This is a genomic window from Amycolatopsis sp. A133, from assembly GCF_031082405.1.
In the GTDB taxonomy this organism is placed as follows: domain Bacteria; phylum Actinomycetota; class Actinomycetes; order Mycobacteriales; family Pseudonocardiaceae; genus Amycolatopsis.
This window is the reverse complement of record NZ_JAVHJU010000004.1, coordinates 16,922-42,800: the sequence shown is the minus strand read 5'-3', so window position 1 is coordinate 42,800 and position 25,879 is coordinate 16,922. Positions and strand designations below refer to the sequence as shown.

Genomic DNA, 25,879 nt, shown 5'->3' with positions numbered 1-25,879 from the left:
GCTAACAGGAACGGCAGAAGGCCGACCCTAATGCCGGTCAACGCGGCTGGTCAAGCCACCTTCGTCGGATCGGCGGGAAAGGGCCGCACCCGATTCATTCCCCGGGACGGCACTCGGTCACCGGCATCCCGCGGTGGCCGCCGCGGGCCAGGGCGACGAAGCCGAAGGTGGTCGATTCGCCGGGTTCGAGCACCGCGTTCCACTCGGCGTTCGCGATCGCCGAGGTGGCCCCGGTCCGCACCAGCCGCCCGTTCCAGAGGTCGTCGATGGTCGTGCCGGACGGCGTCGCCCAGCTGACCGTCCACCCCGTGACCTCGGCCCGGCCGCTGTTGCGAACGGTCACCAGCCCCTGGAAACCCCCGTTCCACGACTTCACGACCTGGTAGCGCGCGGCGCAGCCGGCCGGACCGGCGGACGGCGGCGTGGACGCGGTCGTGGACGGCGCGGAAGCGAGCTGGGCCGCCGCGCTCGCGGGCTCCCGGCCGGCCGGGATCGCCGTCGCCGCGACGATGGCGGCCGCCGTCAGCGCCAGCGCCGTCCCGGCGAAGGCGACCCGCGAGCGCCGTCGGCCGGCCGGCGCGGGACCGCCGTCCGCCGGGGCCGCCGCGGGGACCGCGTCCGGCGCGGTGGCACGGGTCAGCAGCCGCGCCGCCCCTGCCATCGTGGGCCGGACGGCGGGATCCCGGTGGAGCAGCCGGAGGACGGCATCGGTGACCGGGCCGCGGGTGGCGGGCGGGGTGATGTGGCCGCTGCCGACCCGTTTGAGCAGGGCCAGCTGGTTCTCGTCGGTGCCGGACGGCGGTCTTCCCTCGAGCGCGGTGTAGAGGGTCGCGCCGAGCGAATAGACGTCGGAGGGGAAGCCGGGTTCGGCGCCGTCCGCGACTTCCGGGGCGAGGTAGGCCGGCGTGCCGACGACCAGCCCGCGGCCGGTGGCGGTGCCCTCCCCGCGGGCGTGGGCCACCCCGAAGTCGGTGATCTTCGCCGAGCCGTCGGTGGTGACGAGGACGTTGTTGGGGCTGATGTCGCGGTGCACCACGCCTGCCGCGTGCGCCGCGGCCAGTGCCGAGGCGAGCTGGGCGCCCAGTTCCGCCACGTGCTCCGGCGCCGGCGGGCCGTGCTCCTCCAGCAGTTCGGTGAGCGTGCGGGCCGGCAGGTACTCCATCGTGATGTAGGCCGCGGACCCCTGCTCGACGACGTCGTAGACCACGACCGCGTGCGGGTGGCGCAGGCGGGCGGTGACCCGGGCCTCCCGGATCGTCCGGGCGCGCGTGCGCTCCCCGGCCGCCGGATCGGCGGCGGAATCGGGGAAGAGCTGCTTGATCGCGACCAGGCGGCCGAGCCGTTCGTCCTTCGCCCGCCAGACGGTTCCCATCGCGCCGTGACCCGCCCGGCCGAGCACGTGGTACCGGCCGGCCAGCACTGCCCCTTCGTGCACGGGCACGCTCCCCTCTGTCGTTTCCGTCACCGGGGAACACGGCCGGTTCCGGCACGCAGTTCGGCGCGTCGGCTCAATTCACTCACCTGGGTGGGTGCCCGAAAAGCATTCGACGATTTCGTTCCGGATCCCGGAAATGCCGGCGGCCGCTACGGAAGAATTGCCGATCCGGTTGTGACGGAAAGATAACGGTATCGGGGAGTCAGTTCGACCGGCAGCCGAGGACCGGAACGGCGGGGCGGCCCGCCGGGACGTCCAGGTTCAGCCCGAACGCGGCCGAGCCGCCCGGTTCGACGAGTGCGTTCCAGCCCGCGTCGGTGACGGTCACCGTCGAGCCGGCCCGGGTGACGGTGCCGTTCCAGAGGTCGCGCACGCCGGTCCCGCCGGGCAGCACCCAGGTCACCGTCCAGCCGGTGAGCCGCGCGGGGGAGTCGTTGTGCACGGTCACCTGCGCCTGGGCGCCGCCCGGCCAGGCGCTCGTGATCTCGTAGCGCGCGCTGCACCCGGCCGACGCGGGCGCCGCGGCCGGGCGCCGGGACGGCCCGTCGGGGGCGCGGGCCGGTACCGGCGCGGGAGCCGTGGTGGTGCTGCGGACGGTGCGGTCCGCGGTGACGGTCGTCGGCGGGTGCTCGACGGGGGCCGCGGTGGTCTCGGCGGGCCCGTCGGCGAGGGCGAAGCCGGCCACCACGCTCACCGACGTCAGGCACGCGGCGGCTCCGGTCACGGCGGCACGGCGCAGCCGGAACCGGCCGCGGGACCGGCCCGCCGGAACCGGCCGGCCCACCGCGGCCAGCAGCTCGACCGCCTCCTGCATCGACGGGCGCGCGGCCGGATCGCGTTCGAGCATCCGCATCAGCACGCCGGTCAGCGGGCCGCCGTGGGCCGGCGGGGTCAGCTGGTTCTCGGTGATCCGCCGGAGCAGGGTGATCGGGTCGTCGCTGGTGCCGAACGGCGGAGTGCCTTCGAGTGCGGTGTAGAGCGTGGCGCCGAGCGAATAGACGTCGGAGGGCAGGCCCGCCGCCTCGCCGCGGGCGACTTCCGGGGCCAGGTACGGGAGCGTGCCGACGACGACGCCTTCGCCGGCGGCGGGGTGCTCGCCGAGCGCGTGCGACACCCCGAAGTCGGTGATCCGGGCGGTGCCGTCGGCGGTGACGAGCACGTTGTTGGGCGTGACGTCCCGGTGGAGGATCCAGTCGCCGTGCGCGGCGGCCAGTGCCGCGCCGATCTGCCGCCCGAGCCGCAGCACGTCGCACCGCGGCAGCGGTCCCCGGTCGAGGAGGACCTCGGTCAGCGACCGGGCGGGCACGTACTCCATGACCAGGTACATCGAGCCGGCGTCCTCGAACACGTCGTACACCGCGACGGCGTTCGGGTGCCGCAGCCGGGAGGCCAGGCGCGCCTCCCGGAGGGCCCGTTCGCAGACGTCCGCGCCGGCGCCGGGCTCGCCCGACGGCTCGTGCAGGAACTGCTTGACGGCCACCACGCGGTCCAGCCGCTCGTCCCTGGCCCGCCACACGAGGCTCATCGCGCCGCGGCCGAGGTGCCCCAGGAGCCGGTACCGCCCGTTGACGACCTGTTCCTCGAAAGCCACCCGTACCCCTGCGTCGTCGGCGAAACGCGAAAACGATGCACTTTTTAGCAGAGAACGGACGGCCGGTGGGGCTCCGGCGCCGACTGGATCGGGACCGTTATCCGGATCGCCGGAGGCGCATTCCGGCAATTCGACGAATTCGGTGTCGCCGCGGAAGTTCCGGCCGCGGAGGCGTACGGTGTGGGGGGATCGCGGTTCAACCGGCAGCCGCCGCTCGTCCCCCCTGCGTGTCCGTCCCGTGGGTGGGCCGGGGAGGCGCGGCCGCCTTCCCGGCCGTCCCTCGCTCCGAGGAGGCCTGTGTGCTCGACCAGATCGCCGCTCCGCGGTTCCGAGCCGACGTCCCGTCCGCGATGACCCTCCGGGTGACCGCCACGGCGGAGGCGACGGTGGTCGCGGTCCGCGGCGAGATCGACCTGCCGGTACTGGGCCGGCTCCGGACCCGCTTGGGCGATGAGCTCGACCTCGCGCCGCGAGCGCTGGTGCTCGACCTGACGGAGGTGACGTTCTGCGGCGCGGGCGGAATCACCGAGCTGCTGGTGGCGGCTTCGGAAGCGCACGTGAGCGGAGTGCCGTTCGCGATCGCGGCGGACGGGCGCGCGGTGCTGCGGCCGGTCCGGGTGCTGGGGCTGGAGCAGGTGCTGCCGATCCACCGCGGGGTGGAGGCGGCGCTGGCGTGGCTGACCGTGCTGCCCCGGCTGCGGGAGAGCCGGCGCTGAGGCCTGGGTGGCCGAGGTGACCGGTCGCGGCCGCGGGGCGGGTGGGGTCGGCCGCTGCCGCTGAGCGGTGGGCCGCTGTGCCGCTGTTCGCCCAGCGCGCCGCCGGGGCCGGCCGGGCGTTCACCTGCGCCGGGAGCCCCGCGACCGTGAGCGCGCGGTCACGGCCGTGCCGCGCGCCGGCGCTGGGGCACGACGACGTACTTGGGGTCCTTTGTGGACTCCACCCCCGCCTCGAACACCCCGAAGCGCTGCAACGCGCTTCCGGCGAACAGCGCCGTCCCGGCCGCCACGGACACCGCGCGGCTGCGGTGCCCGGCGAGCGCCCCGAGCAGACCGGCCGCCGTCAGCCGTTCCGACCACTTGCGCAGCCGGTGCGCCTTGCCCGTCGTGTACGCCTCCGCCGTGAGGCCGAGACGCTTCTCCAGCACCTTCGACGCCACCAGCTCCGTCGCCGCGCCGAAGGCGGCCAGCGCCCGCGCCGGGCCGGCCTCCGCCACCGGCACCAGCACCATGGCGAAGCCGCCGGAGCTCGCGGCCGCCGAGCCGGTGAACACGAACGGCAGCTGCGGGTGGGCCTCGTGCCAGGCCGGGACCGCGGTCTGCGACAGCAGCACGGCCGTGTACGACGCAACGGCCGGGGCGAAGACCGCCGACGACAGCCCCGCGGGCCGGGCCGCCGCGCGCAGGAGCCGCCCGGGCCAGGACCGGCGCAGCCCGGCCGGCAGCACCTCGGCGGCCGCGGCGACGGCCACCCCCGGCCCGAACGCACTCAGGATCCACGTGCCCACGCTCATCGGCGAAGTCGGTTTTGCGACGCGCAGCATGTGGTGGAAGCGGGCCGGCCGCCCCAGGTCGGCGACCAGCAGGTACACGCTGGCGAGCAGCGCCGCCAGCGAACCGGTGCGGCCCACCCGGCGCAGCGCGGGCCGCCCGGTCAGGTCGGCCCCGGCGGCCAGCAGCGACGTCCCCGCCGCGAGCCCGCCGGTGAACAGGTACGCCGGCACCTTCCACTCCCACACCGGCGGCTTGAGCACCGGCCGCCCGTAGTACGACCGGAACTCCGCCGGCGGCACCATCAGCTCTTCCCGGGCGCGGGAGCGGGAGCGGCGCTTGCGGCCGAACGTCCGCGCGTGGCGATCGGCGGCCTGTGCGTCGCTGCGCGGTTCGCGCAGCAGGGGGTCTTCGCTCATCGGCGGCGTCCTCCGAACGCGGCGACCGCGGCGGCGAGCAGCGCCGACGCCGCCATCCCGGCGTACTTCCACATCGCGGGCAGCTCGCGGGTCGGCACCACCGGATCCGGCGGCAGCCCGTAGACCTCGGGTTCGTCGAGCAGCAGGAAGAACGCGCCGTTGCCGCCGACGCCGTCGTCCGGGTCGTGGCCGTAGAGCCGGGCCTCGGGCACGCCGCGCTCGTGCAGGTCCTCGACGCGCCGCGCCGCCCGCTCGCGCAATTCGTCGAGTTCCCCGAACTGGATCGAGTCGGTCGGGCACGCCTTCGCGCACGCCGGTTCGAGGCCGTCGTGGAGCCGGTCGTAGCAGAGGGTGCACTTCTGCGCCCGCCCGTCGCCCGGGCGGCGGTCGATGACGCCGTACGGGCAGCCGGAAACGCAGTAGCCGCAACCGTTGCAGATGTCCTGCTGCACCACGACCGAGCCGAACTCGGTGCGGAACAGCGCGCCGGTCGGGCAGACGTCGAGGCAGCCGGCGTGGGTGCAGTGCTTGCAGACGTCCGACGCCATCAGCCACCGGAAGTCCGTGCGGCCGTCGCTGCCGGTCTTCGCGCCCGGCAGGTCGAACGAGGGCATGCCGAGGTCTTCGGTGCGGCGCTCCAGCGGCGAGGTGCCGAGCTCCCCGCCGCCGCGCGGCGAACCGTGCAGGCCCGCGGCGACGGACGCGGTGGTGGCGTCGATCGCCGACGGCCCGGTCGGCAACCCGGCCAGGCCGGGTGACTGCTCGCCCAGCGGCCGGTCCTGCTCGATGAAGGCCACGTGCCGCCACGAGTTCGCCCCGAGCGCGCCGGTGTTGTCGAACGACATCCCGAGCAGGTCGAGCCCGTCCTCGGGGACGTTGTTCCACTCCTTGCAGGCGACTTCGCAGGCCTTGCAGCCGATGCACACCGACGTGTCGGTGAAGAACCCGACGCGCGGCGGGTGCCCGGTGTGCCCGGCCTCGGCGGCCACGTCCGGCAGCGGCCCGGACAGCCGGTTTTCGGTCGTCATGCTCGGTCCTCCGTCGTGTGGCCGGGTTCGACGTGCTCGGTGTCGTGCCCGGTGGCGACCCGGGTACCCGTTTCGGGCGTGATCCCCGCCCGGGTGCGGTACTCCTCGAGCAACGCGAGCAGCCCGGCCCCGCGCGGCCGCCGCCCGGGCCGGACGTCGCAGGTCGCGACCTTGCTCTCCTGGATGAACACGTTGGGGTCCAGCACCACGCCGAACAGGTCGTTGACGACGTCGCGGGACACCAGCCCGGAGCTGCCCCAGTGGTAGGGCATCCACACCTGGTGCACGACGGTGTCCTGCACCCGCAGCGGCGCCATCCGGTCGGTCACGAACACCCGCGCCTCGACGGCGGCCCGCGCGGTGACGACGTGCGCCCAGCCCAGGTGCGAAAGCCCGCGCAGCTTCGCGAGCTCGGGGGAGACCTCGACGAACAGGTCCGGCTGCAGCTCCGACAGGTACGGCAGCGTCCGGCTCATCCCGCCCGCGGTGTGGTGCTCGGTCAGCCGCGCGGCGGTGAACACGAACGGGAACACCTCGCCGCGGGCCTCGGGCGGCGACGGGTGCGACGGGTTGTCCCGGCGGCCGTAGACCTTCCGCGCCGGGTTGCCCTGCTGTGTGTAGAAGGGGTTCCGGAACGGCGATTCGTGCGGTTCGTAGTGCGTCGGGAGCGGTCCGTCGGCCAGTCCCGACGGCGCGAAGAGCCACGCCTTGCCGTCCGACTGCATGATGAACGGGTCGTCGCCGCGCAGGGCGGCCGGTCCGACGGCGTCCGGCGGCGGGACGTGGTCCGGTGGCTTGGTCTTCTCGAAGTCGGGGACGTCGTGGCCGGTCCATTCGCCACGATCGGCGTCCCACCAGATCAGGGCCTTGCGCTCGCTCCACGGCCGTCCCTGGGGGTCGGCGGACGCGCGGTTGTAGAGCACCCGCCGGTTCAGCGGCCACACCCAGCCCCACTCGTGGGCGTAGAAGTCCTGCTCGAACCGCGACTTGCGGCGCGCGGCCTGGTTGACGCCGTCGGCGTAGACGCCGCTGTAGATCCAGCAGCCGCAGGAGGTGGTGCCGTCCGCCTTGAGCTCGAGGTAGCCGGAGAGCTCCCGGCCCGTGGTGAGGTCCTGGCCGTTGATCCGCCGCAGCAAGTCCTCGGCCGACGGCTCGTCACCGTGGACTTCGTGGTCCCACGCGAGGTCGAGCACCGGCCGGTCGCGCTCGTCGGCGGACCCGGCCAGCCGCTCCCGCAGCAGCCGTCCCAGGTGGTGGAAGAACCACAGCTCCGACCGCTGGTCCCCGGCCGGCTCGACGGCCTTTTCGCGCCACTGCAGCATCCGCTGGGTCTGGGTGAACGTCCCCTCCTTCTCGACGTGCGAAGCGGCGGGGAAGAAGAACACCTCGGTGCGGCACTGCTCCGGCACGATCTCGCCGGTCTCGATCTCCGGCGAGTCCTTCCAGAAGGTGGCGCTTTCGATCATCGTCAGGTCCCGGACCACCAGCCAGTCGAGGTTGGCCATGCCGAGGCGCTGCAGCCGGCCGTGCGCGGACCCGACGGCCGGGTTCTGCCCGAGCAGGAAGTACCCGGACACCTTGCCGTCGACCATGTCCATCACGGTGCGGTAGGTGCCGTGGTCGCCGTTGATCCGCGGCAGGTAGTCGAAGCAGAAGCCGTTGTCCGGGGTGGCTTTCTCGCCCCAGTACTCCTTCAGCAGCGACACGGTGTAGGCGTCGGCGTTGCGCCAGAAGCCCTTCTGCTTGTCACCGCGGACGCTGCCGAGGTACTCCTCCAGCGTGGTGTGCTCGGGCGTGGGCATCGGCAGGTAGCCGGGCAGCAGGTTGAACAGCGTCGGGATGTCGGTCGAGCCCTGGATGCTGGCGTGCCCGCGCAGCGCGAACACCCCGCCGCCGGGCCGGCCGATGTTGCCGAGCAGCAGCTGGATGATCGAGCCGGCGCGGATGTACTGGGCACCGACGCTGTGCTGCGTCCAGCCGACGCTGTAGACGAGCGCGGCCGTGCGTTCGCGGCCCGAGTTGCGCGTCCACGCGTCACAGACCCGCTGGAAGAGCTCCTTCGGCGTCCCGCAGGTGGCCTCGACCATCTCCGGGGTGTAGCGGGCGAAGTGGCGCTTGAGGATCTGGAACACGCACCGGGGGTGCTGCAGCGTCGGGTCGGCGGTGATCTCCTCGCTGCCGCCTTCGAGCACCGGGCCGCCCGAGCCGTGCTGGTCGGACGCCGAGGTCTCCTTGCCGTGCGCGGTGTCCCGCGCCCGGATGTCCTCGTACTGCCACGTCGAAGGGTCGTAGGCGGCCTTGGCCTCGTCGTAGCCGCTGAACAGGCCGTCGAGGTCCTCGGTGTCCTGGTAGTCCTCGTGCACCAGGAAGGAGGCGTTGGTGTAGGCGACCACGTATTCGCGGAAGTCCAGGTCGTTGCTCAGGATGTGGTGGATCACCCCGCCCAGGAACGCGATGTCCGTGCCGGCGCGCAGCGGGACGTGGGCGTCGGCGAGCGCGCTCGTGCGGGTGAAGCGCGGGTCGATGTGGAACACCTCGGCCCCGCGGGCCTTCGCCTCCATCACCCACTGGAACCCCACCGGGTGCGCCTCGGCCATGTTCGAGCCCATGATGACGACGCAGTCGGAGTTCTGCAGGTCCTGCTGATAGTCCGTCGCGCCACCGCGACCGAAGGAAGTCCCCAGACCGGGAACCGTGGCGGAGTGTCAAATCCGGGCCTGGTTCTCGATCTGGATCGCGCCGAGGGCGGTGAAGAGCTTCTTGATGAGGTAGTTCTCTTCGTTGTCCAGGGTGGCGCCGCCGAGGCTGGCGATGCCCATCGTGCGGCGCAGCGGCTTCCCGTGGTCGTCGGTGTCCTGCCAGCCTTTGCGGCGGGCGTCGAGCACGCGGTCGGCGACCATGTCCATCGCCGTGGCGAGGTCCAGATCGGTCCACTCGGTGGCGTAGGGCGCGCGGTAGCGGACCTTCTGCTCGCGCTGCGGCCCGGTGACCAGCTGCTTGCTCGCGGACCCCTTGGGGCAGAGGCGGCCGCGGGAGATCGGGCTGTGCGGGTCGCCTTCGATCTGCACGACCCGCTCGTCCTTGACGAAGACCTGCTGCGCGCACCCGACGGCGCAGTAGGGGCAGACCGACTTCGCCACCCGGTCGGCGCTCGCGGTGCGGGGGACCAGGGCCTCGGAGCGGGGGGATTCCGCCGCCTTGCCGCGGCCGAGGGGGTCGGTGCCGGTCAGCTGGCGGTAGACGGGCCAGGACTCGAGCCACTTCCGGGGTCCCATGTCACCTCCCGCTCGCGTCCGGTCCGGCTACCCGGGTCTGCCGAGCCTAAACCGGCCCGGCGGTCCCGGCGACCGCACCGACGCCGGGGGTCCGTTTTGTCAGGGTCGTGGGTGGTCCCGGGTCCACCGGGGACGGCCGGGCCGGTCGCCGGCCGCGGCGGCGCACCGGTGGCAGAGCACGATCCGCTCGTCGGTGGTGTCGGCGAGCCACCGCGCGTCGATCCACAGCACGTGGGGGAAGCGTTCCAGTCCGGCCTTGTGCAGCGGGACCCCGCAGAGGGTCTGGTTGGTCCCCGGCCGCCAGGCGTGCACGGACCCGCCGGGCGCCCGCACGCCCTCGTCGTCCACCCACCGGCTGGAGGCGGCCACCGCCGGTTCACCCCGCCTGTTCACGCCCCACCCCGGCTCCAAGCGCCACTTTCGTCATGAAAGTGATCCGGAGGCTGGTTCTCCGAACGTGGGAATGTGGTCATGTCGAGAAGGGGGAGGAGGCGCCTTCGGCGCGGGTTCGGCCCCGGCGGCCGGCGACCGCCAAGGGCTCGGCGATGTCCTCCAGGGACTTGCCTTCCGCGTCGACCGCCAGGAACCGGGCGACCAGGCCGCCCGCGATCATCACCGCCGCGCCGAGCAGGTAGCCGACGAACAGCCGGACCGGGTGCTCGCCCGTGCCGATCAGCGCGCCGTAGATCACCGGGCCCAGTGCGCCGAAGCACTGCGCGATCGCGAAGAACACCGCGATCGCCTTCGCCCGGACCTCCAGCGGGAAGATCTCGCTCACCGTCAGGTAGCCCGCGCTCGCCCCGGCGGAGGCGAAGAAGAAGATGACGCACCACGCGATCGTCTGGGTGACCGCGTTGAGCGCGCCCGCGTAGAACAGCACCGCCGTGACGGCGAGCAGGACACCGGACACCACGTACGTGCCCGAGATCATCTTGCGCCGTCCGATGGTGTCGAACAGGCGGCCGAGCGTGAACGGGCCGACCAGGTTGCCCACCGCGAACGCGATCAGGTAGATCGGCGTCGCCTCCGACGAGACGCCGTAGAACTTGCCGAGCACCAGCGTGTAGGTGAAGAAGATCGCGTTGTACAGGAACGACTGGCTGATCATCAGCGACGCACCCAGGACGGCCCTCGACGGGTACTCGCGGAACAGCACCCTGGCCAGGGCCACGTACCCGATCCGCTCGGCCGGCGTCACCTGGATGGCCTTCTTTTCGTCGACCGGCGGCAGGCTGCGGCCGCCGTGCTCGACCTCCCGCTCGATCTGGCTGATCGACTCTTCGGCGGCGTCCGCCTTGCCGTGCATGATCTGCCACCGCGGGCTCTCCGGCAGGTGCCGCCGCACGAGCAGGATCACCAGCCCGAGCACCGGCCCGATGAGGAAGCCCAGCCGCCAGCCGAGGGACAGGTCCATCCGGTTGAGCAGGATGTACGTCCCGATCGTCCCCAGCACGGCCCCGGCCCAGTAGGTGCCGTTGACGGCGATGTCCACCCGGCCCCGGTAGCGGGCCGGGATCAGCTCGTCGATCGCGGAGTTGATCGCGGCGTATTCGCCGCCGATCCCCATGCCGGCGACGAACCTGGTGGCGTAGAGGAAGACGACCCAGCCGGCGCCGTTGCCGAGGGTCAGCGCGGTCAGTCCGCTGCCGACGAGGTAGACGGCCAGGGTGAGCATGAACAGGTTCCGGCGGCCCAGCTTGTCCGAAAGGCTGCCGAAGAACAGCGCCCCGACGACCTCGCCGGCGAGGTAGATGGTCGCCAGCAGCCCGACGGCCGCCGACGACATGTTCAGCGTCTCGGGCTTGGTGAGCGTGTCGGCGACCGCGCTGGCCACCGTGATCTCCAGCCCGTCGAGGATCCAGGCCACCCCGAGGGCGACCACCATCCGGGTGTGGAACGGGGACCAGGGCAACCGGTCGATGCGCGCCGGGATGAGCGTCCGCACCCCGGTCGCCGCCGAGTCGGGTGTTGCCGCCATGACAACCTCCTTGAGAGCCGAACCGCCCCGCGTGACTTCCCCCGTCTTCTCTCAGCGAAACACGATCGGGTCGACTCGCGCGGTCACCGCTTGTGATCGGCGAAGGAGCGTCATTAGCCTGACGCGACGGCGGGTCGTGCAGGAGCCGCGTTCCCTTTCGTACCGGCGTTTTCGAGGAGGGGTGTTTTCCGTGGCCTCCTCCGGTTGCCCGCCGAAACGGTTGCGGGTCTCCTGCTCGCACGGTGAGCCGGTGCTCGTGGTGCTGGCCGGCGAGCTCGACACCGGAACGGCCCCCGTCCTCGTGGAGGCCGTGGCCACCGCGCTGGCCGCCGGCCCGGAACCGAGGGTGATCGTGCTGGACCTGGCCGGGCTGCACTTCCTCGCCGCGGCGACGGTCCGCGTGCTGAGCGCGATGACCGACCACGCCGCCGCCCAGCACACCCGGCTGAGAACGGTCACCGGCGGCAACGTCGTGGTGAGCCGCGCGCTGCGGCTGAGCGGCGCGGACCGGGTGCTGGACGTCTACCCCGACCGCGCCGCCGCGCTCCGCGCCGGCGACGACCGTGAGTTCCTCCGGCTGACCGCGCGGATGTGGAACAGCTGACCGGCGTCTACAGTGGACTGCTCACCGCTCGAGCTTCGCGTACGCGATGACGTTGTCGAGGTAGTTCCGGTTCGCCGCGTCGTACCGGCCGCCGCAGGTGATCAGGCGGAGCTGCGGGTCGGCCGTGTCGCCGTACACCGCCTCCGTCGGGAATGCGTTCTTCGCGATCTGCTCCACCTTTGTCACTTCGAACGTCAGCCGCCGGCCGTCGGCTCGGTCGATGTGGACCTCGTTGCCCGGCTCCAGCTCGTGCAGGCGCCAGAAGATGCCCTTGCGGTGGCCGCCGTCGATGTGGCCGAGGATCACCGCCGGGCCCGGCTCGCCCGGTGTCGGGCCGTATTCGTACCAGCCGGCCTGCAGCGGGCGGTCGACCGGCGGGACCTCGACCGTGCGGTCGGCATTGAGGCCGAGCGGCACCAGCGACGACTTCGCCTCGATGGCCGGGACCTCGAGTCCGGCTGGCAGGGACCGCGCCGGAGCGGCGGGGACGGGCGCTTGCGGAGCCGGGGGTGGCGCGCCGCAGGCGGTGAGCAGCAGGGCGAGCAGGGGGATCAGGATCGCGCGGCGGGGCATCGGCTCAGGCCTCCGCGGCGAGACTGCCGTCGCCGGTCTGCGGTGCGCCGGCGGGGACGATGGTCACCTGGCGCGGCGCCTCCGGTGCGCGTTCCCGCGACGGGCCGCAGGTCGCCGAGGCCAGCTTCACGTCGCCGCGGCCGAGCGCGCCGGTGGTGCCGCCGCCGAGGAGCTTGATGTGCAGTGCCGTCACTTCGAGGCTGCCGTCGTAGCGCTGGAGCTGCTCGTTGACGATCACCTCCACCACGCCGGGGATGCCCAGCCGCTGGTTCGGCGCGGTGGCGGCGGGGAGGGTGCCGAGCCGGCCGAGGGCGACGCCGGCGAGGTCGCTGCTGCCGGTCACGTGGCCGTCCGCCGCCGCGCAGCGGGCGCTGATCAGGCGGAGCGACGGCACGCGGCCGGCGGCGGGGGCGAGCAGGGGCAGCGTCGCTTCGGTGACCGACGCCTTGGCCGCCTCGGAACCGGCGCCGGTCACCACGGAACTGCTGATCGCCTTCGCGGTGACGAGCCCTTCGAGCGGCACGTCGGCGGCGCTCGCCGAGGCCGGGCCCCCGCTGCGGGACGCGGCGAGCCGCCCGGTGTCGACGGTCGTTCCCGTGCCGCCGGCCAGCGCGCCGGGGAGCAGGGAAACAGTGGCGGAAGCGCCGTAGGCCGACGTCGTGACAGCGTCGTCCGCCACCGCGACGCCGCCGGAAGCGGCGAGAACGGCGGCGGTCGCCCCGGCCAGGCTCCCGGCTCGGAGCAGAGTGGTGCGCATGAAGAATTCCTTTCAGCGGCAACGGATGCGGGAACGCGAGCGGGGACGCGGACCGGTGACGTCGACCGGTCCGCGGGGAGGAAGCCCGGCCAAGCTACCAAAATCGCCGCGCCCGGCAAGGATCCCGGGAACCGGCACCGGCCACGGCGGTGCGCAAAAAGTGATCTCGAACTGCGGCGGTTACCTGGAAGTGGCGCCCCGGAAGGGAGTTTCCCGGGAACTGTCAACGGGCAGTAGCGCCCGCTGCGGCATTCGAGGGGGGACACGGCCTGATCCGACACGGAAGGGTGATTACCTGGACGAGTGCCGAAGAACACGGACCGTGATGTGACCACCACGGCCGTTTTTCGCCGCGGGGAGGCGGTTTTCAGCCGTCGATCGCGGCAGGCTTTCGAGGGGGACGGCGACCCGGTCGAGCGGGAGGGCGCGGCACAGGGCCACCGCGCCCTCGACGGCCGCGACGACCGGAGTGGCGGGCTGTTCGGCTTCGGTGGGCTCCGCACCGTGCCCCGGCGAGCTGCGTCGCCCAGCCGGCGAACGCATCGGCCGCGGCGATCCGCGCGGCGGCCCGTACCGGACCGCCGCGCGGATGAGCGTCACGGCCGGGCTTTGACCGCCGCGAAGTAGGCGTTCGACGGAGCCGTGAACGACAGCACCACGCCGACGACCGCCGCGAGCACGGCCACGTAGCCGCCGATCGTGCTCTGGCCCGTCAGCACCGAGATCAGCTGCAGGGCGGCGAGCACCGTCAGCACGATGCGCGCCCAGTTCCGGCCGGCGCGCAGCTTGAAGGCGAACAGCAGGTACAGCCCGGCGATGACCACCGCGATCACCACGGCGGTGATCATCGTGACGTTCACGGTCTGGTCGATCTGCGCGTCGGTGAGGTTGCCGCCGCGTTGTCTGTTCGTGTCGCGCAGGGTGGTGGCGATCTGGTCCCGGTTGCCGAAGATCAGCAGCGCGCCGATCAGCCCGATGACCGGCGCGGCGATGAACGCCCAAAAGGCGCCTTCGATCGTGCCGGGACGGGGCGGAGCGGGCGCCTGGCCCGTCGAGGCGGAAGTCGACTGCGGGTAGTTCGGTGATTCGCTCATAGCGATCAAATAGCACTCTTCCGGGTGACCTGCAGAGCGAACGGACGTGACGGTTCCGGCCGAACTCTTCCCCGCTCCGGGCCGGGCGCTGGAATTCCCCTTCCGGCCGCCGTTCCACAGTGGATTTGTAAGCGATTGCCCGGCAGGGGGGCGAGAATGCGCAAGATCGGAAGGGTGCGGCCGCGGTGGCGGCGGCCGGGGGTGGCACCGGTACCGCCGCCACCCCGCCGGGGCCGCGGCCGGTCGAGCGGCGGATCGGGCAGCTGTGCCCGCAGGGGAACACCGCGCCGGCGATCCGCGACCCGAAGAGGATGGCCGCCCTCCACATGCCAGCCGAGGTGCGGCTACCGAGCTCGCGGCCGCCACCGGCACCGTCCACATCGGGCAGCCCCGGCACTACGCCGCGGTCAGCGGCCGGTGCTGCCGTCGATCAGCTCGCGGAGGATGTCGGCGTGACCGGCGTGGCGGCCGGTCTCCTCGATCATGTGGACCAGCGCCCAGCGCATCGACGGCGCGGCGCGGCCGGGCCGCGCCACCGGCTGCGTGAGGTCGGTGCAGGCGTCGATGACCGCGTCGGCCCGCTCGCACGCGTCGCGGTAGTCGGCCAGGACCGAGTCGACGGTCTCGCCGGGGCGCGGGCGGAACGTGCCGGGCCAGTCCGCGGTCTCCTCGCCGAGGAAGGTGAACCGCTCGACGTGCGCCAGGTGCCGGACCAGGCCCAGCAGCGACGTGCCCGACGGAACGCCGGGCGTGCGGACCTGGGGTTCCGGCACGTCCCGGGCCTTGGCGGCGACGGCGGAGCGCAGGTGGTCGAGGAAGCCGCGCAGCACGTCCTTTTCGGCCGGGCCGGTGCGCGGGGGCGGGGTGTCCCGCCGCCGGGGTCGGGGCATGGTCGATCCTTTCAGGGGGTGCGGTGGATCAGCAGCAGGTGGTCGACGACGTCGGCGGTCTGCCCGCCGGGGCCGGTGGCCCGGCGGGAAAGGGCGTCGGCGCGCTCGACCGTCCACATCGCCGGGTCGAGCGACGGCACCTGCGGCTCGGCGGGGTGGGCGTCCGGGTCCTGGTTCCACGACCACGGCGCGACGGACCCGTGCTCGACGACCAGCAGCCGGCCACCGGGGGCGAGCGCCTCCGCGGCCCGCCGCAGCACGTGGTCGCGGGGCAGCGGGAAGTTCGTGTGCAGGTAGTGCGCCGAAACAAGGTCGAACGGGCCCGCCGGAAACGTCGCGGCCAGGTCGTGCCGCTCGCCGGTGATCCGGTCCGCGAGCCCGAGGTCGCGGGCGCGGCCGGCCAGGCGGGCGAGCGCGACGGCGGAGATGTCGGCCGCGGTGACGCGCCAGCCGCGCCGGGCCAGCCACAGCGCGTCCCCGCCGTCGCCGCAGCCGAGGTCGAGCGCCCGGCCGGGCTCGAGGGCGGACACGACCTCGACGAGCCGGACGTTGGCGGGCGGTTCGGCGGCCGGCCGGCGGGACGTGTGGTGGTCGTCCCAGAACCGGGACGCTTCGGTGGGGGAGGTCGTCATGGGCCCACCCTGACCCGGCCCCGGCGGTTCCGGCACGCTTTCTTGCGGTTCCGGCAAGATGGCCGGGTGAGCGACGACTTCGACGCCGTGCTGCACGCGGTCGGCCCCCGGCTGCGGGCGCTGCGCCGGCACCGCGGGATGACCCTGGCCGACCTCGCCGCCGCCACCGGCGTGTCGGAGAGCACCCTGTCGCGGCTGGAAAGCGGGCTGCGGCGGGCCAGCCTGGAACTGCTGCTGCCGCTGGCCCGCGCCTACGGCGTCCCGCTCGACGACCTCGTCGGTGCGCCCCGCACCGGCGACCCCCGCATCCACCTCACGCCGATCCACCGCCACGGCATGACGTTCGTGCCCCTGTCCCGGCGGCCCGGCGGCATGCAGGCCTACAAGATGATCATCCCCAGCAGCGACCGCCCGCCGGTCCCGGACCACCAGACCCACGAAGGCCACGAATGGCTTTACGTGCTGCACGGAAACCTGCGGCTGGTCCTCGGCGAGCACGACCTGGTGCTGCCGCCGGGCGAGGCGGCGGAGTTCGACACCACGATCCCGCACTGGCTCGGCAGTGCCGACGGGAACGCCGTCGAGCTCCTCATCCTGTTCGGCCGCCACGGGGAACGCGCGCACCTGCGCGCCCGCGCGCACTGAAGATCGCCGGGAAGCTGCTCGGCGACGGCCGCAAGGCCACGCCCGCGCTGCGGCGACCAAGACCGGCAAGACCGGCGGATGACGAAGTATGGCCGGGACCGGGAACCCCGGCGGCGCACGAGCGAGAAGGCCACGATCGGCTGCGCTCGTCGCCGGGGTGTTCGGTCGCCGGCCGTGACAGGCTGTCCCTCGCGGCCCTGACCGCCCGAAACCAGGAGGTGCCATGACCGGCGAAGAAATCGTGCTCGGTCCCCTGCCCAAGGGGATCACGCCGGCGCGGGAGGGACTGCCGAAGAAGGTGTGGAACGTCCTCGGGCACACCTACTCCCCGAAAGCCGTCAGCGAATCGAGCTTCGCCTTCGAAACCCTCGACCCGCCCGGGACCGGGGTGCCGCCGCACGTGCACCCCACCCAGGACGAGCACATCTACGTCCTGCACGGCGTGTTCACCCTCTACCTCGACGGCGAGTGGACGAGCGCGGGCCCCGGCGACACCGTGCGGATGCCGCGGGGCCTCCCGCACGCCTACTACAACCGCAGCGAGGACGTCACCCGCGCCCTGTTCTGGGTGAGCCCGGCCGGGCGGCTCGCGCAGCTGTTCGACCGGCTGCACGACCTCGAAGACCCGGCCGAAGTGGTCCGGTTGTCGGCGCTGCACGACGTCGAGTTCCTGCCGCCGGGCTCGGTGCCGGGCGCCTGACTCACCGGCAGAACGCCGCGTCCACTGTGGACAGCACCGCCCGCTCGGCCCGGTCGGTGTCGCCGAACGTTCCCGGCAGCGCCGTCACCGCCAGGCCGACCGCGCGGCCGTCGTCCGTGGCGCCGCCGCGGGTTTCGAAGCCGTGGATGTCGCCGCCGTGGCCCCAGTACTCGCCGCCGCAGCTCAACGGGACGCTGAACACGCCGAGGCCGTAGCGCCAGCCCGGGAACAACGGCGCTTCGACGGTCTTGCGCATCTCCGCCAGCTGCGGGGCCGGCAGCAGCCTGCCGTCCAGCAGCGCGCGGGAGAACTGCGCGAGGTCGCCCGGCGTCGAGATCAGCTGGCCGGCCGCCCAGCCCCACGACGGATCCAGCTCGGTCACGTCGATCACGGAGCCGTCGGCCGACAGCGCGTACCCCTGCGGGTGCGGACCTTGGATGGTCTGGTCGCCGACCTGGGGCCAGTACGTGTTGCGCAGGCCGGCCTTCCTGATCACGCGCTCGGTGACCTGCTCCGCCACCGGGCGCCCGGTCACCCGCTCGGCCAGCAGGCCCGCCAGCAGGTAGTTGGTGTTGCTGTACTGCCACTTCGTGCCCGGCGCGAACTCGGCCGGGTGGGCCAGCGCCAGTGCGAGCAGCTCGTGGGGCTGGAAGTACCGGTGCTGCAGCTTCGCGAAGTCCTCGAGCCCGAGGTGCTCGGTGTAGTTCGGGAGCCCGCTGGTGTGCTGCAGCAGCTGCCGGACGGTGATCGCGGACCCGCCGGGCACCAGGCCGGGCAGGTACCGCTCGATCGGCGCGTCGAGCTCCACCCGGCCTTCGGCCACGAGCTGCAGCACGACGACCGCGGTGAAGGTCTTGGTGTTGCTGCCCGCCCGGACCCGCCCGTCCGGCGGCACCGGGACCCGGCTGCCGAGCCGCGACGAACCGGCGACCAGCGGCACCGGGTGGCCCCCGCGGCTCACCGAGGCGAGGGCGGCGGGGAACTTCTCCTGGCTCACCAGCGCGTCGAGCTTCCGCTGGACGACGGCGGGCCCCGCCTCCGCCGCCGTGGCCGTCGCGCCCAGCAGCCCCGCCACGGCCAAGACCACCACACCCTTGCGCACCACCGAAGTGCTCATCTTCCTGCTCCCTATTCCGACCGGATCGACACGTTCACGATGCCGGGATCCGGCGCGAAGATCAGCAGTGCAGGCCACCGGACCGGAGGTAGCGCCAGCGCTACCGCGGGAACGGCCCCGGCTCGACCCGAACTCGCGTGATCAAAGCCGGAACTGGCGTGATTGAAGCCGTAACTCGCGTGATCAAGCCCGGAACTCGCGAGTTACGGCTCCGATCACGCGTGTTCCGTCCCTGATCACGCGAGTTCCGTTCCTGATCACGCGAGTTCCGGGTCGGATCACGCCGGGCCGGGGCGGTGACTGTCCTGATCGGACTCCGGGGCCGGCTGGAGGATCGGCAGGGACGAAGCCAGTGCCGCCGTCGCGACTCCCGCGCCGACGCCGGTCCAGGCCAACGGGCCCAGCGGGGTGCAGCCGAAGAACTGGCTCACCCCCGGCGTCTGCACGATCGCCGCCAGCGCGAGCGCGGACCCGACCGCCGTGCCGACGACCAGGGGGCTGCGCCGACGGCCGCGCAGGGTCTGGGCCAGCTGGGTGCCGACCAGGCCGCACAGCGCCATCGTGCTCGTGCGGCGGACCGTTCCCGGGGTGAACCGGCCGAACAGCCACGCCGTCGTCGCGCCGACGCCCGTTGTCACGCCGCGGCTCGTGATGGCGCGCGTCAGGTCCTTGCCGAGGCCGCCCGCACCGCCGCTGCCGTCGGCACCGCCGCTGCCGTCGTCGTCCGGGCGGGTGACCGCCACCGCCATCGCCGGGAACAGGTCGGTCAGCAGGTTGACCAGCAGCAGCTGGCGGGTGCCCAGGGGCGAGTCGCCCGAGAGCAGCGTGCCCAGCACCGAAAAGCCGATCTCGCCCGCGTTGCCGCCGACCAGGATCACCACCGCGTCCGACACGCTGCGCCACAGCGCGCGGCCCTCCGCCACCGCCTCCAGCAGGACGGTCAGGTCCTCGCCGGTCAGCGCGACGTCGGCCGCGGTGCGGGCGGCGGTCGAGGCCCGGGCGCGCACGCCGATGCCGACGTCCGCGGCGCGGATGGCGGCCGCGTCGTTGGCGCCGTCGCCGACCATCGCCGTCACCCGGCCTGCTTCGCGCAGCGCCTCGACGACCTGCAGCTTCTGCTCCGGCGCGACGCGGGCGATCACGCCGGCGCCCGAGAGCAGCTCGGCCCGGCCGGCGCGGTCCAGCGCGGCCAGCTCGTCCCCGGTGACGACCGGGGCGTCGGACGGCCAGCCGAGCGAAGCCGCGATGGCCCGCGCGGTGTTCGGGTGGTCCCCGGTGAGCATCACCGGCGCCACCCCGGCCGCCCGCAGCCCGCTGATCAGCGGCTCGGCCGTCGGCCGCAGGGTGTCGGCCAGCCCGAGGAAGCCGAGGAACTCCAGGTCCGCCAGCACCTCCTGGTCGTCGCCGTCGAGCGACGGCCCGGCCTTCCTCGACGCCACGGCCAGCACTCGCAGCCCCCGGTCCGCCAGCGCTTCCGCGGCGCGGGCCAGCTCGTCCGCGCCGGTGCAGGCGGGCAGGACGACCTCCGGGGCGCCCTTGACGACCAGCGTCGGCTCGCCGTCCTCCTCCCGGCCGACGGTGGCCGAGTAGCCCCGGTTCGCCTCGAACGGCTGCCCGGCGAGCTCGGTCCAGCCCTCGTCCGGGCCGGCCGCGTCCAGCACCGCGTGGTCGGTGGCGTGCGCCCGCACGTGCGGGTCGTCGAGCGTGCCCGGGCACGCACGGGCGGCGGCCCGCACCACGACGTCGCCGGGGCCCGGCTCGCGCGCCTCGCCGTCGGGCCCGGTCGTCGTCACCACGCGCAGCCGGTTTTCGGTCAGCGTGCCGGTCTTGTCGAAGCACACGACGTCCAGGCGGCCCAGCGCTTCCAGCGCCCGCGGGGCACGGACGAGGATGCCCCGCGCGGACAGCCGCCGGGCCGCCGCCCGCTGCGCCACCGTGGCGACGAGCGGCAGCCCCTCGGGCACCGCGGCGACGGCGATCGCCACACCGCCGGCCAGTGCCCGGCGCAGCGGACGGCCGCGGATCGCCGAGAGGCCGGTGACGAGCGCGCCGCCGAGCATGGTCAGCGGCAGCGCCCGGCGGGTGAGGTCCTGCAGCCGGGCCTGGATGCCCACCGCGGCCGCGGTCCGGGTGGCCAGCTCGACCGCCCGGCCGGCCACGGTGTCCGGGCCGGTCGCGACGACCACCGCCGTCCCCTCGCCGCTGACCACCGTCGTGCCGGCGAAGACCAGGCAGCTGCGTTCGGCCATCGGCGCGCCCGGCACCGGGTCGAGCTGCTTGGCGACCGGGAGCGACTCGCCGGTCAGCGCGGATTCGTCCACTTCGAGGTCGTTGGCGGTCAGCAGGCGGGCGTCGGCCGGGACGACGTCGCCGACGCGCAGCTCGATCCGGTCGCCGGTCGCCAGCGCCCGCGCGTCGACGACCCGGCCGCCTTCCCGGCGGGCCCGCTGCCGCTCGCCGTCCCGCAGCTTCGCCAGCGCGCGCCGGCCGCGGAACTGCTGGGCCCCGCCGACGACGGCGTTGAGGCCCATCGCCGCGGCCACCAGCAGCGCGTCCACCGGCGAGCCGACCACCGCGGACGCGACCGCGCCGAGGGCCAGCACCGGGGTCAGCGGGTCGTTCAGCTCGGCGACGACGTCGGCGGCGAGGCCCGTGCCGAACCTGACCGGCACCGCGGCCGGGTGCCGGGCCGCCGCGCCGGCCGCCGCCCGCACCCGCCGCGTCGCCAGGTCCCAGTGCGTCGGCTCGGTTTCCGCGGCCGCCAGCCGTTCGGCGACCTCCTCGCCGGTCAGCTCGTGCCAGGCGACCCGGGTCCGGCCGGCCGGGGGACGGGCGGCGGCCACGCGCACCGCGGCGAACGTGCCCATCGTCAGCCCGGTCAGCCCGCCCAGCAGGACGGGGTCCAGCCGGGGCACGAACGGGACCAGTGTCCGCCGGCGGCGCGACATCAGCAGCAGCCCGCCGAGCAGACTGCCCGCCGTGGCCACCCGGGTGGCCCGCTTGCTGTTGACCCGCGCGGCGCCGGCCGCCCGCAGCACCCGCCACACACCGGCGAGCCCCGGCCGGACGACGAGGTCGGCGCCCCACAGCACCGGCGCGTCGCGGTCGGCGAGGGCGACGCAGAGGTCGCCGGCGAGCAGGCCCGCCACCTCGTCGCAGTTCGGTGCGCACCGCGCGGGCGGCCGTCCGACGGTGAGCACGACCCGGCCTTCGTCCTGCAGCCGCGTCACCAGCCCGAAGAACGGCTCCTCCGCGACGTCGTCGGCGAGCGCGGCGAACTCGCCGAGCCGCTCGCGGGCGCCGTCGCCGGCGATGACCACCCGCGCCTGCGCCCGGCGGGCCGCGTCCAGCACGGCTTCGGCGTGCGGGTCCAGCCCGTCTTCGCCGTGCAGCGCGTCGGCGTGCAGCACCACGGTGTCCACAGTGTCCAGTGCCTTCACCCGGTCCGGGTCGCGGACGAGCACGCCTTCGCGGGCGAACGCGGTGCCCATCGCGGTGTGGAAGGCGGTGTCGGCGTACCGGGCGGGCAGCGGGGACGCCGCGAGGAACGCTTCGGCGGCTTGGCGGGGGTTGCGGCGCACCAGCAGATCGGCGAGCGCGGCGAGCAGGCCGCCGCCGACGGCGTTGCGGGCGTAGTCCTCCATGGGGATCGGGACCCGGCGCTGCTGCGGCGTCACCCCGAGGCTGGGCCGCTCCGGCGAGCAGAGCTCGTCGTGCCCGGCGTCGAACGCGGTGAGGCGGGCGATCGCCTCGGTGAGCTGCCCGGTGCGCAGGAGGGCGTCCAGCACCAGTTCCAGAGGATCCTGGCTCAGCCCCCGCACCGCGGCCGACACGCCCGAGCGCGCCAGCTCGGCCGTGTACCAGCCGAACCGCTCGTCCAGCGCCGCGCGGACGGCGGGGTGCTCCCGTGCCGCGGACACCGCCGCCCGCACGGTCTCGTGCAGCCGTCCGGAGCGCACGGCACGGGTGCCGGCCGAGACGGCCAGACCGGCGACGTCCATCACCAAGGCGAGTGCCGCCGTCCGCACGCCGTAGGTGTCGCCGGGGTGCGCCGGGGCGCAGTCACCCGGCTCGGCCGGGGTCAGCCCGTGCCGCTCGCAACGGTCGGAAATCCAGTCGAGGACGCGGTCGGCGGCGGCTTCTTCGGCCAGGTAGAGGACGACGCTGCCGAGCCCGCCGTCCCAGTAGGCGCCGGCCACGCCGTCGTGCGCGGCCAGCTCGGCGGCGAACGCGGAGCCGTCCGGGCGGCCGGCGTCGTCCCCGGGCCGCAGCGGCACGTGCAGGCGCCGTCCCGCGCGCCAGACGGCGGTGCGCGCACCCGCGGCGTTGCGCACCACCCGCGCGGCGCGCACGGCCGTGCGGCCGGTCGTCCGGGTCGCCTCACCCGCGGTCCCGGCCGCCCCCGCGGCCAGCTCCCCGGCGAGCGGGCCGATCGCCGAGACCGCCTTTTTCGCTTGCCGCGTCACGAGGACCGGGCCGGCCAAGGCCAGCACCATCCCCGTCTTCGTCACCGCGAACAACCCTGCGAGCACACCGACCTCCGCCTGCCGACCGTTTCCGCTCGGCGTTCCCCCGGTGGCCGGAGGTCAAAACTCCGCCGCCCGATCGCGCGACGTGGCTGGACCGCGGCCGCGGACGGACGTACCCTCGCGCGGGTGACGGGGTCGTCCGGGTGGGACCTGCTGATCGGTGTGGCGGCCGCTCTGGTGCTCGCCTGGGCCGCCCTCGTCGTCGCGCTCGTGGTCGTCCGGCCCCGCGGCGGACTGCTCCGGGAAGCGCTGCGGCTGCTGCCGGACGTGCTGCGCCTGGTCCGGCGGCTGGCCGCGGACCGGACCCTGCCCCGCGGCGTCCGGATCCGGCTCGGCCTGCTGCTGGCCTACCTCGCGCTGCCGATCGACCTGGTGCCGGACTTCATCCCGGTGCTCGGGTACGCCGACGACGCGATCATCGTCAGCGCCGTCCTGCGCTCGGTGGTGCGCCGCGCCGGGCTCGACGCCGTGCGCGCCCACTGGCCCGGCACCGACGACGGGTTCGCCGCCCTCGTCCGCCTGACGAGGATCCGCCCGTTGCCTTGACGTCGGCGTCAACGTCCAGCTTCTCGGGAGTGAAGTTCGGAATCAGTTACAGCACGCCCTTTTTCGGCTCCGACCCGGAAGTGCTCGCCGGGTTCGCCCGGGACGCGGAGGAGTGCGGGTTCGAGTCGTTGTACCTGCCGGAGCACGTCGCGCTGTATCCGGGGGCGAAGATCGGGCCGGTGGAGCTGCCGCCGTCGCTGCCCTACGCGGGTCCCCTGGAGTGCCTGAGCTTCGTCGCCGCCGTCACGAACCGCATCCTGCTCGGCACCGGTGTCCTGCTGCTGCCCTACCACCACCCGGTGGTGCTGGCCAATCGGCCGGCGACGGTCGACGTGCTCTCCGGCGGCCGCATGCGGCTGCTCACGGTGGGGGTCGGCGCGCTGCCCGGCGAGGCACAGGCGGCCGGCGTCGACTTCGCCACCCGCGGCCGCCGGGCGGACGAGGCGATCGACGTAGTGCGGCTGCTGTGGGCGGGCGGGGCAGAGGGGGTTTCCTTCGCCGGCGAATTCTTCTCCTTCGAGGGAGTCTGCAGCTTTCCGAAGCCGGTCGGTGTCCGCGCTCTGCCGATCCACGTCGGCGGTTCGAGCGCGGCCGCGGCCCGCCGGGCCGGCCGGCGCGGCGACGGGTACTTCCCCGGCGGAGCGCTGACGGCGGACGAGCGCCGCCGCCGGTTCGAGCTCGCCCGCGCCACCGCGAGCGACCCGGAAAACCTCCAGTACACGCGCTGGGGATCGCCGGAAATGTCCACAGAGGACGTCGAGGAGCCCGGCCCGGCAGGGGGTGACCCGCATCGTCGTCACGCCGGGCACCGCCGAACCCGCGGAAAGGCGGGCGGAGATGGCCGGGTTCGCCGCGCGGTTCGGTCTCAGCTGACGTCGTCCACCAGGGACTCGATGCCCGGCGGCAGGCTCGCCCGCCGGGCCCGGTCGGCCACGAAGCCCGCGATCGCCGCCCGCAGCGCGCGCACCGCCCGGGTCGGTTCGAGGTCGGCTCGGTGGGCCAGCTGCACCACGCGCGTCATCCCCGCGTCGGGCGTGAAGCGGGTCATCCGGAACCGGTCGCCCGCCACCGTGCTCGGAACCACCGCCGCGCCGACGCCCGCCCGGACCAGCTCCAGCACCGCGTCCATCTCGCCGCCCTCGATCGCGAACGACGGCTCGAACCCGGCCGCGCGGCAGGCGTTGACCGTCGCCTCCCGGACGTCGTAGCCGCGGCGGAACATCACCAGCGGGACGTCGGCGAGGTCGGCGATGCCGAGGCGGTCGCCGTCGACCGGCGCGTCCGGGGCGGCGATCACCACCAGCTCCTCCAGAAGCAGCGGGGTCGCCGTCAGGCCGGCGTCGGCCGTGATCCGGGCGCCCGCCAGCAGCGCCAGGTCCAGCGCACCCTCGGCCAGCCGCTGCCGCAGGTCGCCCGACCCGCTTTCGTGCAGCTCCAGCTGGATGCCCGGGTACCGGCGGCGGAACGCCGCGAGCATCGAGGGCAGCAGGCCCGTGCACAGGCTCGGCGGCGCACCCAGCCGGACGCGGCCGCGGTCGAGCTCGGACAGTTCCCGGATGGCCAGCCGCGCGGTTTCGGTGTCGGCGAGGATCCGCCGCGCGATCGGCAGCAGCGTCTCGCCGGCCTCGGTGAGCGTGACGTTGCCGCGGATCCGGTGGAACAGCGGCGCGCCGAGGTCGTGTTCGAGCGCGCGGATCTGCTGGGACAGCGACGGCTGGGCCACCCGCACCTGTTCGGCCGCGCGGGTGAAGTGCCGGTGCTCGGCGACGGCGACGAAGTAGGCCAGCTGCTGAAACTGCATAGGAACAGCCTATCGACAAGAGAGCTATCATGTCTTTGACCTCTGGTCGACGCGCTCCTAACGTCGGTCGGGTGGTGACCACCCTCGCCCCGCCCCGGCGCTCCGCCGTCCGGCGCTTCTGGGCCTCGACGATCGGCAAGAAGGCCGTCATGGCGGTGACCGGCGCGCTCCTGCTCGCCTTCGTGGTCGCGCACATGGCCGGCAACCTCAAGACGTTCCTGGGCGCCGGCGACCTCAACCACTACGCCCACTGGCTGCGCACGATCGGCGAACCGGTGCTGCGCCGCGAGTGGTTCCTCTGGCTCCAGCGCGCGGTCCTGCTCGCCGCGCTGGTCCTGCACGTCATCGCGGCGGTGCAGCTGGCCCGGCGCGACCTGCGCGCCCGGCCGGTCCGGTACGTCCACCGGCAGCCGCCGCGCGGGACCTTCGCGGTGCGGACGATGCGCTGGGGCGGCGCGACGCTGGCGCTGTTCGTCGTCTGGCACATCCTCGACTTCACCGTCGGCGCGGTGAACCGGGACTTCGTCCCCGGCGACCCGTACCACAACCTCGTGGCGGACTTCCAGGTCTGGTGGGTGAACGTGATCTACCTCGTCGCCCTGGCCATGCTGGGCCTGCACATCCACCACGGCTTCGCCAGCGCCGCCCGCACGCTGGGCGTCACCCGCCCGCGGCGGGAACGGGCGATCAGGATCATCGGCAGCACAACGGCGGTCGTGGTCGCGGGCGGCTACGCGCTCGTCCCGGTCGCGATCATGACGGGACTGGTGCACTGACC

The 25,879-nt window shown here is 73.9% G+C and carries 21 protein-coding genes and 1 pseudogene; 7 read left to right on the top strand and 15 right to left on the bottom strand.

The features are described from left to right. Positions 1 to 94: 94 nt before the first annotated feature. Positions 95 to 1,435 carry a serine/threonine-protein kinase gene (locus Q5425_RS04600; RefSeq protein ID WP_308670819.1) on the bottom strand — a complete coding sequence of 447 codons (1,341 nt, stop codon included), beginning with the start codon at positions 1,433 to 1,435 and terminating at the stop codon, positions 95 to 97. 202 nt (positions 1,436 to 1,637) lie between these two features. Beyond that, positions 1,638 to 3,026, bottom strand: a complete 1,389-nt coding sequence (locus tag Q5425_RS04595) for a protein kinase domain-containing protein (protein WP_308670818.1) — start codon at positions 3,024 to 3,026, stop codon at positions 1,638 to 1,640. A gap of 299 nt (positions 3,027 to 3,325) precedes the next feature. On the opposite strand from Q5425_RS04595, the gene Q5425_RS04590 reads away from it, so the two are divergent. After that, entirely contained in the window at positions 3,326 to 3,742 is a 417-nt protein-coding gene (locus Q5425_RS04590) for an STAS domain-containing protein (RefSeq protein WP_308670817.1), read from the top strand. A 158-nt stretch (positions 3,743 to 3,900) separates the two neighbouring features. Here Q5425_RS04590 and nrfD read toward each other — a convergent pair whose 3' ends face one another. From nrfD to Q5425_RS04565, 5 genes are all read right to left on the bottom strand, one after another. Beyond that, a complete protein-coding gene (gene nrfD, locus Q5425_RS04585) occupies positions 3,901 to 4,932 on the bottom strand; it encodes an NrfD/PsrC family molybdoenzyme membrane anchor subunit (RefSeq protein WP_308670816.1) in 1,032 nt (343 codons plus the stop codon). Beyond that, a complete protein-coding gene (locus tag Q5425_RS04580; RefSeq protein ID WP_308670815.1) occupies positions 4,929 to 5,960 on the bottom strand; it encodes a 4Fe-4S dicluster domain-containing protein in 1,032 nt (343 codons plus the stop codon). The genes nrfD and Q5425_RS04580 overlap by 4 nt, the downstream gene beginning before the upstream one ends. After that, positions 5,957 to 9,235: a formate dehydrogenase gene (fdh, locus tag Q5425_RS04575; RefSeq protein WP_308670814.1), complete on the bottom strand. Its 3,279-nt coding sequence runs from the start codon at positions 9,233 to 9,235 to the stop codon at positions 5,957 to 5,959. Before fdh ends, Q5425_RS04580 begins: the two co-directional genes overlap by 4 nt. 99 nt (positions 9,236 to 9,334) lie before the next feature. Then, positions 9,335 to 9,628: a hypothetical protein gene (locus Q5425_RS04570; protein ID WP_308670813.1), complete on the bottom strand. Its 294-nt coding sequence runs from the start codon at positions 9,626 to 9,628 to the stop codon at positions 9,335 to 9,337. A gap of 76 nt (positions 9,629 to 9,704) precedes the next feature. Beyond that, positions 9,705 to 11,213: an MFS transporter gene (locus Q5425_RS04565; protein WP_308670812.1), complete on the bottom strand. Its 1,509-nt coding sequence runs from the start codon at positions 11,211 to 11,213 to the stop codon at positions 9,705 to 9,707. Between the two features lie 190 nt (positions 11,214 to 11,403). On the opposite strand from Q5425_RS04565, the gene Q5425_RS04560 reads away from it, so the two are divergent. After that, complete coding sequence (locus Q5425_RS04560; protein WP_308670811.1) at positions 11,404 to 11,817, top strand: STAS domain-containing protein; 414 nt, start codon at positions 11,404 to 11,406, stop codon at positions 11,815 to 11,817. A 21-nt stretch (positions 11,818 to 11,838) separates the two neighbouring features. Here the strand turns inward: Q5425_RS04560 and Q5425_RS04555 are convergent, their stop codons facing one another. From Q5425_RS04555 to Q5425_RS04535, 5 genes are all read right to left on the bottom strand, one after another. Then, on the bottom strand, positions 11,839 to 12,390 hold the full coding sequence (locus Q5425_RS04555; protein WP_308670810.1) for a class F sortase: 552 nt from the start codon (positions 12,388 to 12,390) through the stop codon (positions 11,839 to 11,841). 4 nt (positions 12,391 to 12,394) lie between these two features. Next, entirely contained in the window at positions 12,395 to 13,147 is a 753-nt protein-coding gene (locus Q5425_RS04550) for a choice-of-anchor P family protein (RefSeq protein ID WP_308670809.1), read from the bottom strand. A 596-nt stretch (positions 13,148 to 13,743) separates the two neighbouring features. Continuing rightward, on the bottom strand, positions 13,744 to 14,241 hold the full coding sequence (locus Q5425_RS04545) for a hypothetical protein (protein ID WP_308670808.1): 498 nt from the start codon (positions 14,239 to 14,241) through the stop codon (positions 13,744 to 13,746). Between the two features lie 407 nt (positions 14,242 to 14,648). Beyond that, positions 14,649 to 15,131: a DinB family protein gene (locus Q5425_RS04540; protein WP_308670807.1), complete on the bottom strand. Its 483-nt coding sequence runs from the start codon at positions 15,129 to 15,131 to the stop codon at positions 14,649 to 14,651. Positions 15,132 to 15,142: 11 nt separating this feature from the next. Further along, positions 15,143 to 15,763, bottom strand: coding sequence for a class I SAM-dependent methyltransferase (locus Q5425_RS04535; protein WP_308670806.1), 621 nt, complete (start codon positions 15,761 to 15,763; stop codon positions 15,143 to 15,145). A gap of 66 nt (positions 15,764 to 15,829) precedes the next feature. Here Q5425_RS04535 and Q5425_RS04530 point away from each other — a divergent pair, with 66 nt between their 5' ends. Together Q5425_RS04530 and Q5425_RS04525 are read left to right on the top strand one after the other, a co-directional pair. Beyond that, complete coding sequence (locus Q5425_RS04530) at positions 15,830 to 16,408, top strand: XRE family transcriptional regulator (protein ID WP_308670805.1); 579 nt, start codon at positions 15,830 to 15,832, stop codon at positions 16,406 to 16,408. A 223-nt stretch (positions 16,409 to 16,631) separates the two neighbouring features. Beyond that, on the top strand, positions 16,632 to 17,108 hold the full coding sequence (locus tag Q5425_RS04525; RefSeq protein WP_308670804.1) for a cupin domain-containing protein: 477 nt from the start codon (positions 16,632 to 16,634) through the stop codon (positions 17,106 to 17,108). A gap of 1 nt (position 17,109) precedes the next feature. Here Q5425_RS04525 and Q5425_RS04520 read toward each other — a convergent pair whose 3' ends face one another. Together Q5425_RS04520 and Q5425_RS04515 are read right to left on the bottom strand one after the other, a co-directional pair. Next, positions 17,110 to 18,225 (bottom strand): serine hydrolase domain-containing protein, encoded by a 1,116-nt coding sequence (locus Q5425_RS04520; protein WP_308670803.1) that lies wholly within the window; start codon positions 18,223 to 18,225, stop codon positions 17,110 to 17,112. A gap of 278 nt (positions 18,226 to 18,503) precedes the next feature. Continuing rightward, entirely contained in the window at positions 18,504 to 22,757 is a 4,254-nt protein-coding gene (locus Q5425_RS04515) for a cation-translocating P-type ATPase (RefSeq protein ID WP_308670802.1), read from the bottom strand. A 123-nt stretch (positions 22,758 to 22,880) separates the two neighbouring features. Here Q5425_RS04515 and Q5425_RS04510 point away from each other — a divergent pair, with 123 nt between their 5' ends. Then, entirely contained in the window at positions 22,881 to 23,300 is a 420-nt protein-coding gene (locus Q5425_RS04510) for a YkvA family protein (protein WP_308670801.1), read from the top strand. A gap of 29 nt (positions 23,301 to 23,329) precedes the next feature. Continuing rightward, positions 23,330 to 23,968, top strand: a pseudogene (locus tag Q5425_RS04505) (TIGR03619 family F420-dependent LLM class oxidoreductase); the annotation flags it as partial. A gap of 197 nt (positions 23,969 to 24,165) precedes the next feature. Here the strand turns inward: Q5425_RS04505 and Q5425_RS04500 are convergent. Next, positions 24,166 to 25,101 (bottom strand): LysR substrate-binding domain-containing protein, encoded by a 936-nt coding sequence (locus tag Q5425_RS04500; RefSeq protein WP_308670800.1) that lies wholly within the window; start codon positions 25,099 to 25,101, stop codon positions 24,166 to 24,168. Between the two features lie 71 nt (positions 25,102 to 25,172). Between Q5425_RS04500 and Q5425_RS04495 the strand changes: the two genes are divergently transcribed. Continuing rightward, on the top strand, positions 25,173 to 25,877 hold the full coding sequence (locus Q5425_RS04495; protein WP_308670799.1) for a succinate dehydrogenase cytochrome b subunit: 705 nt from the start codon (positions 25,173 to 25,175) through the stop codon (positions 25,875 to 25,877). Positions 25,878 to 25,879: the final 2 nt, after the last annotated feature.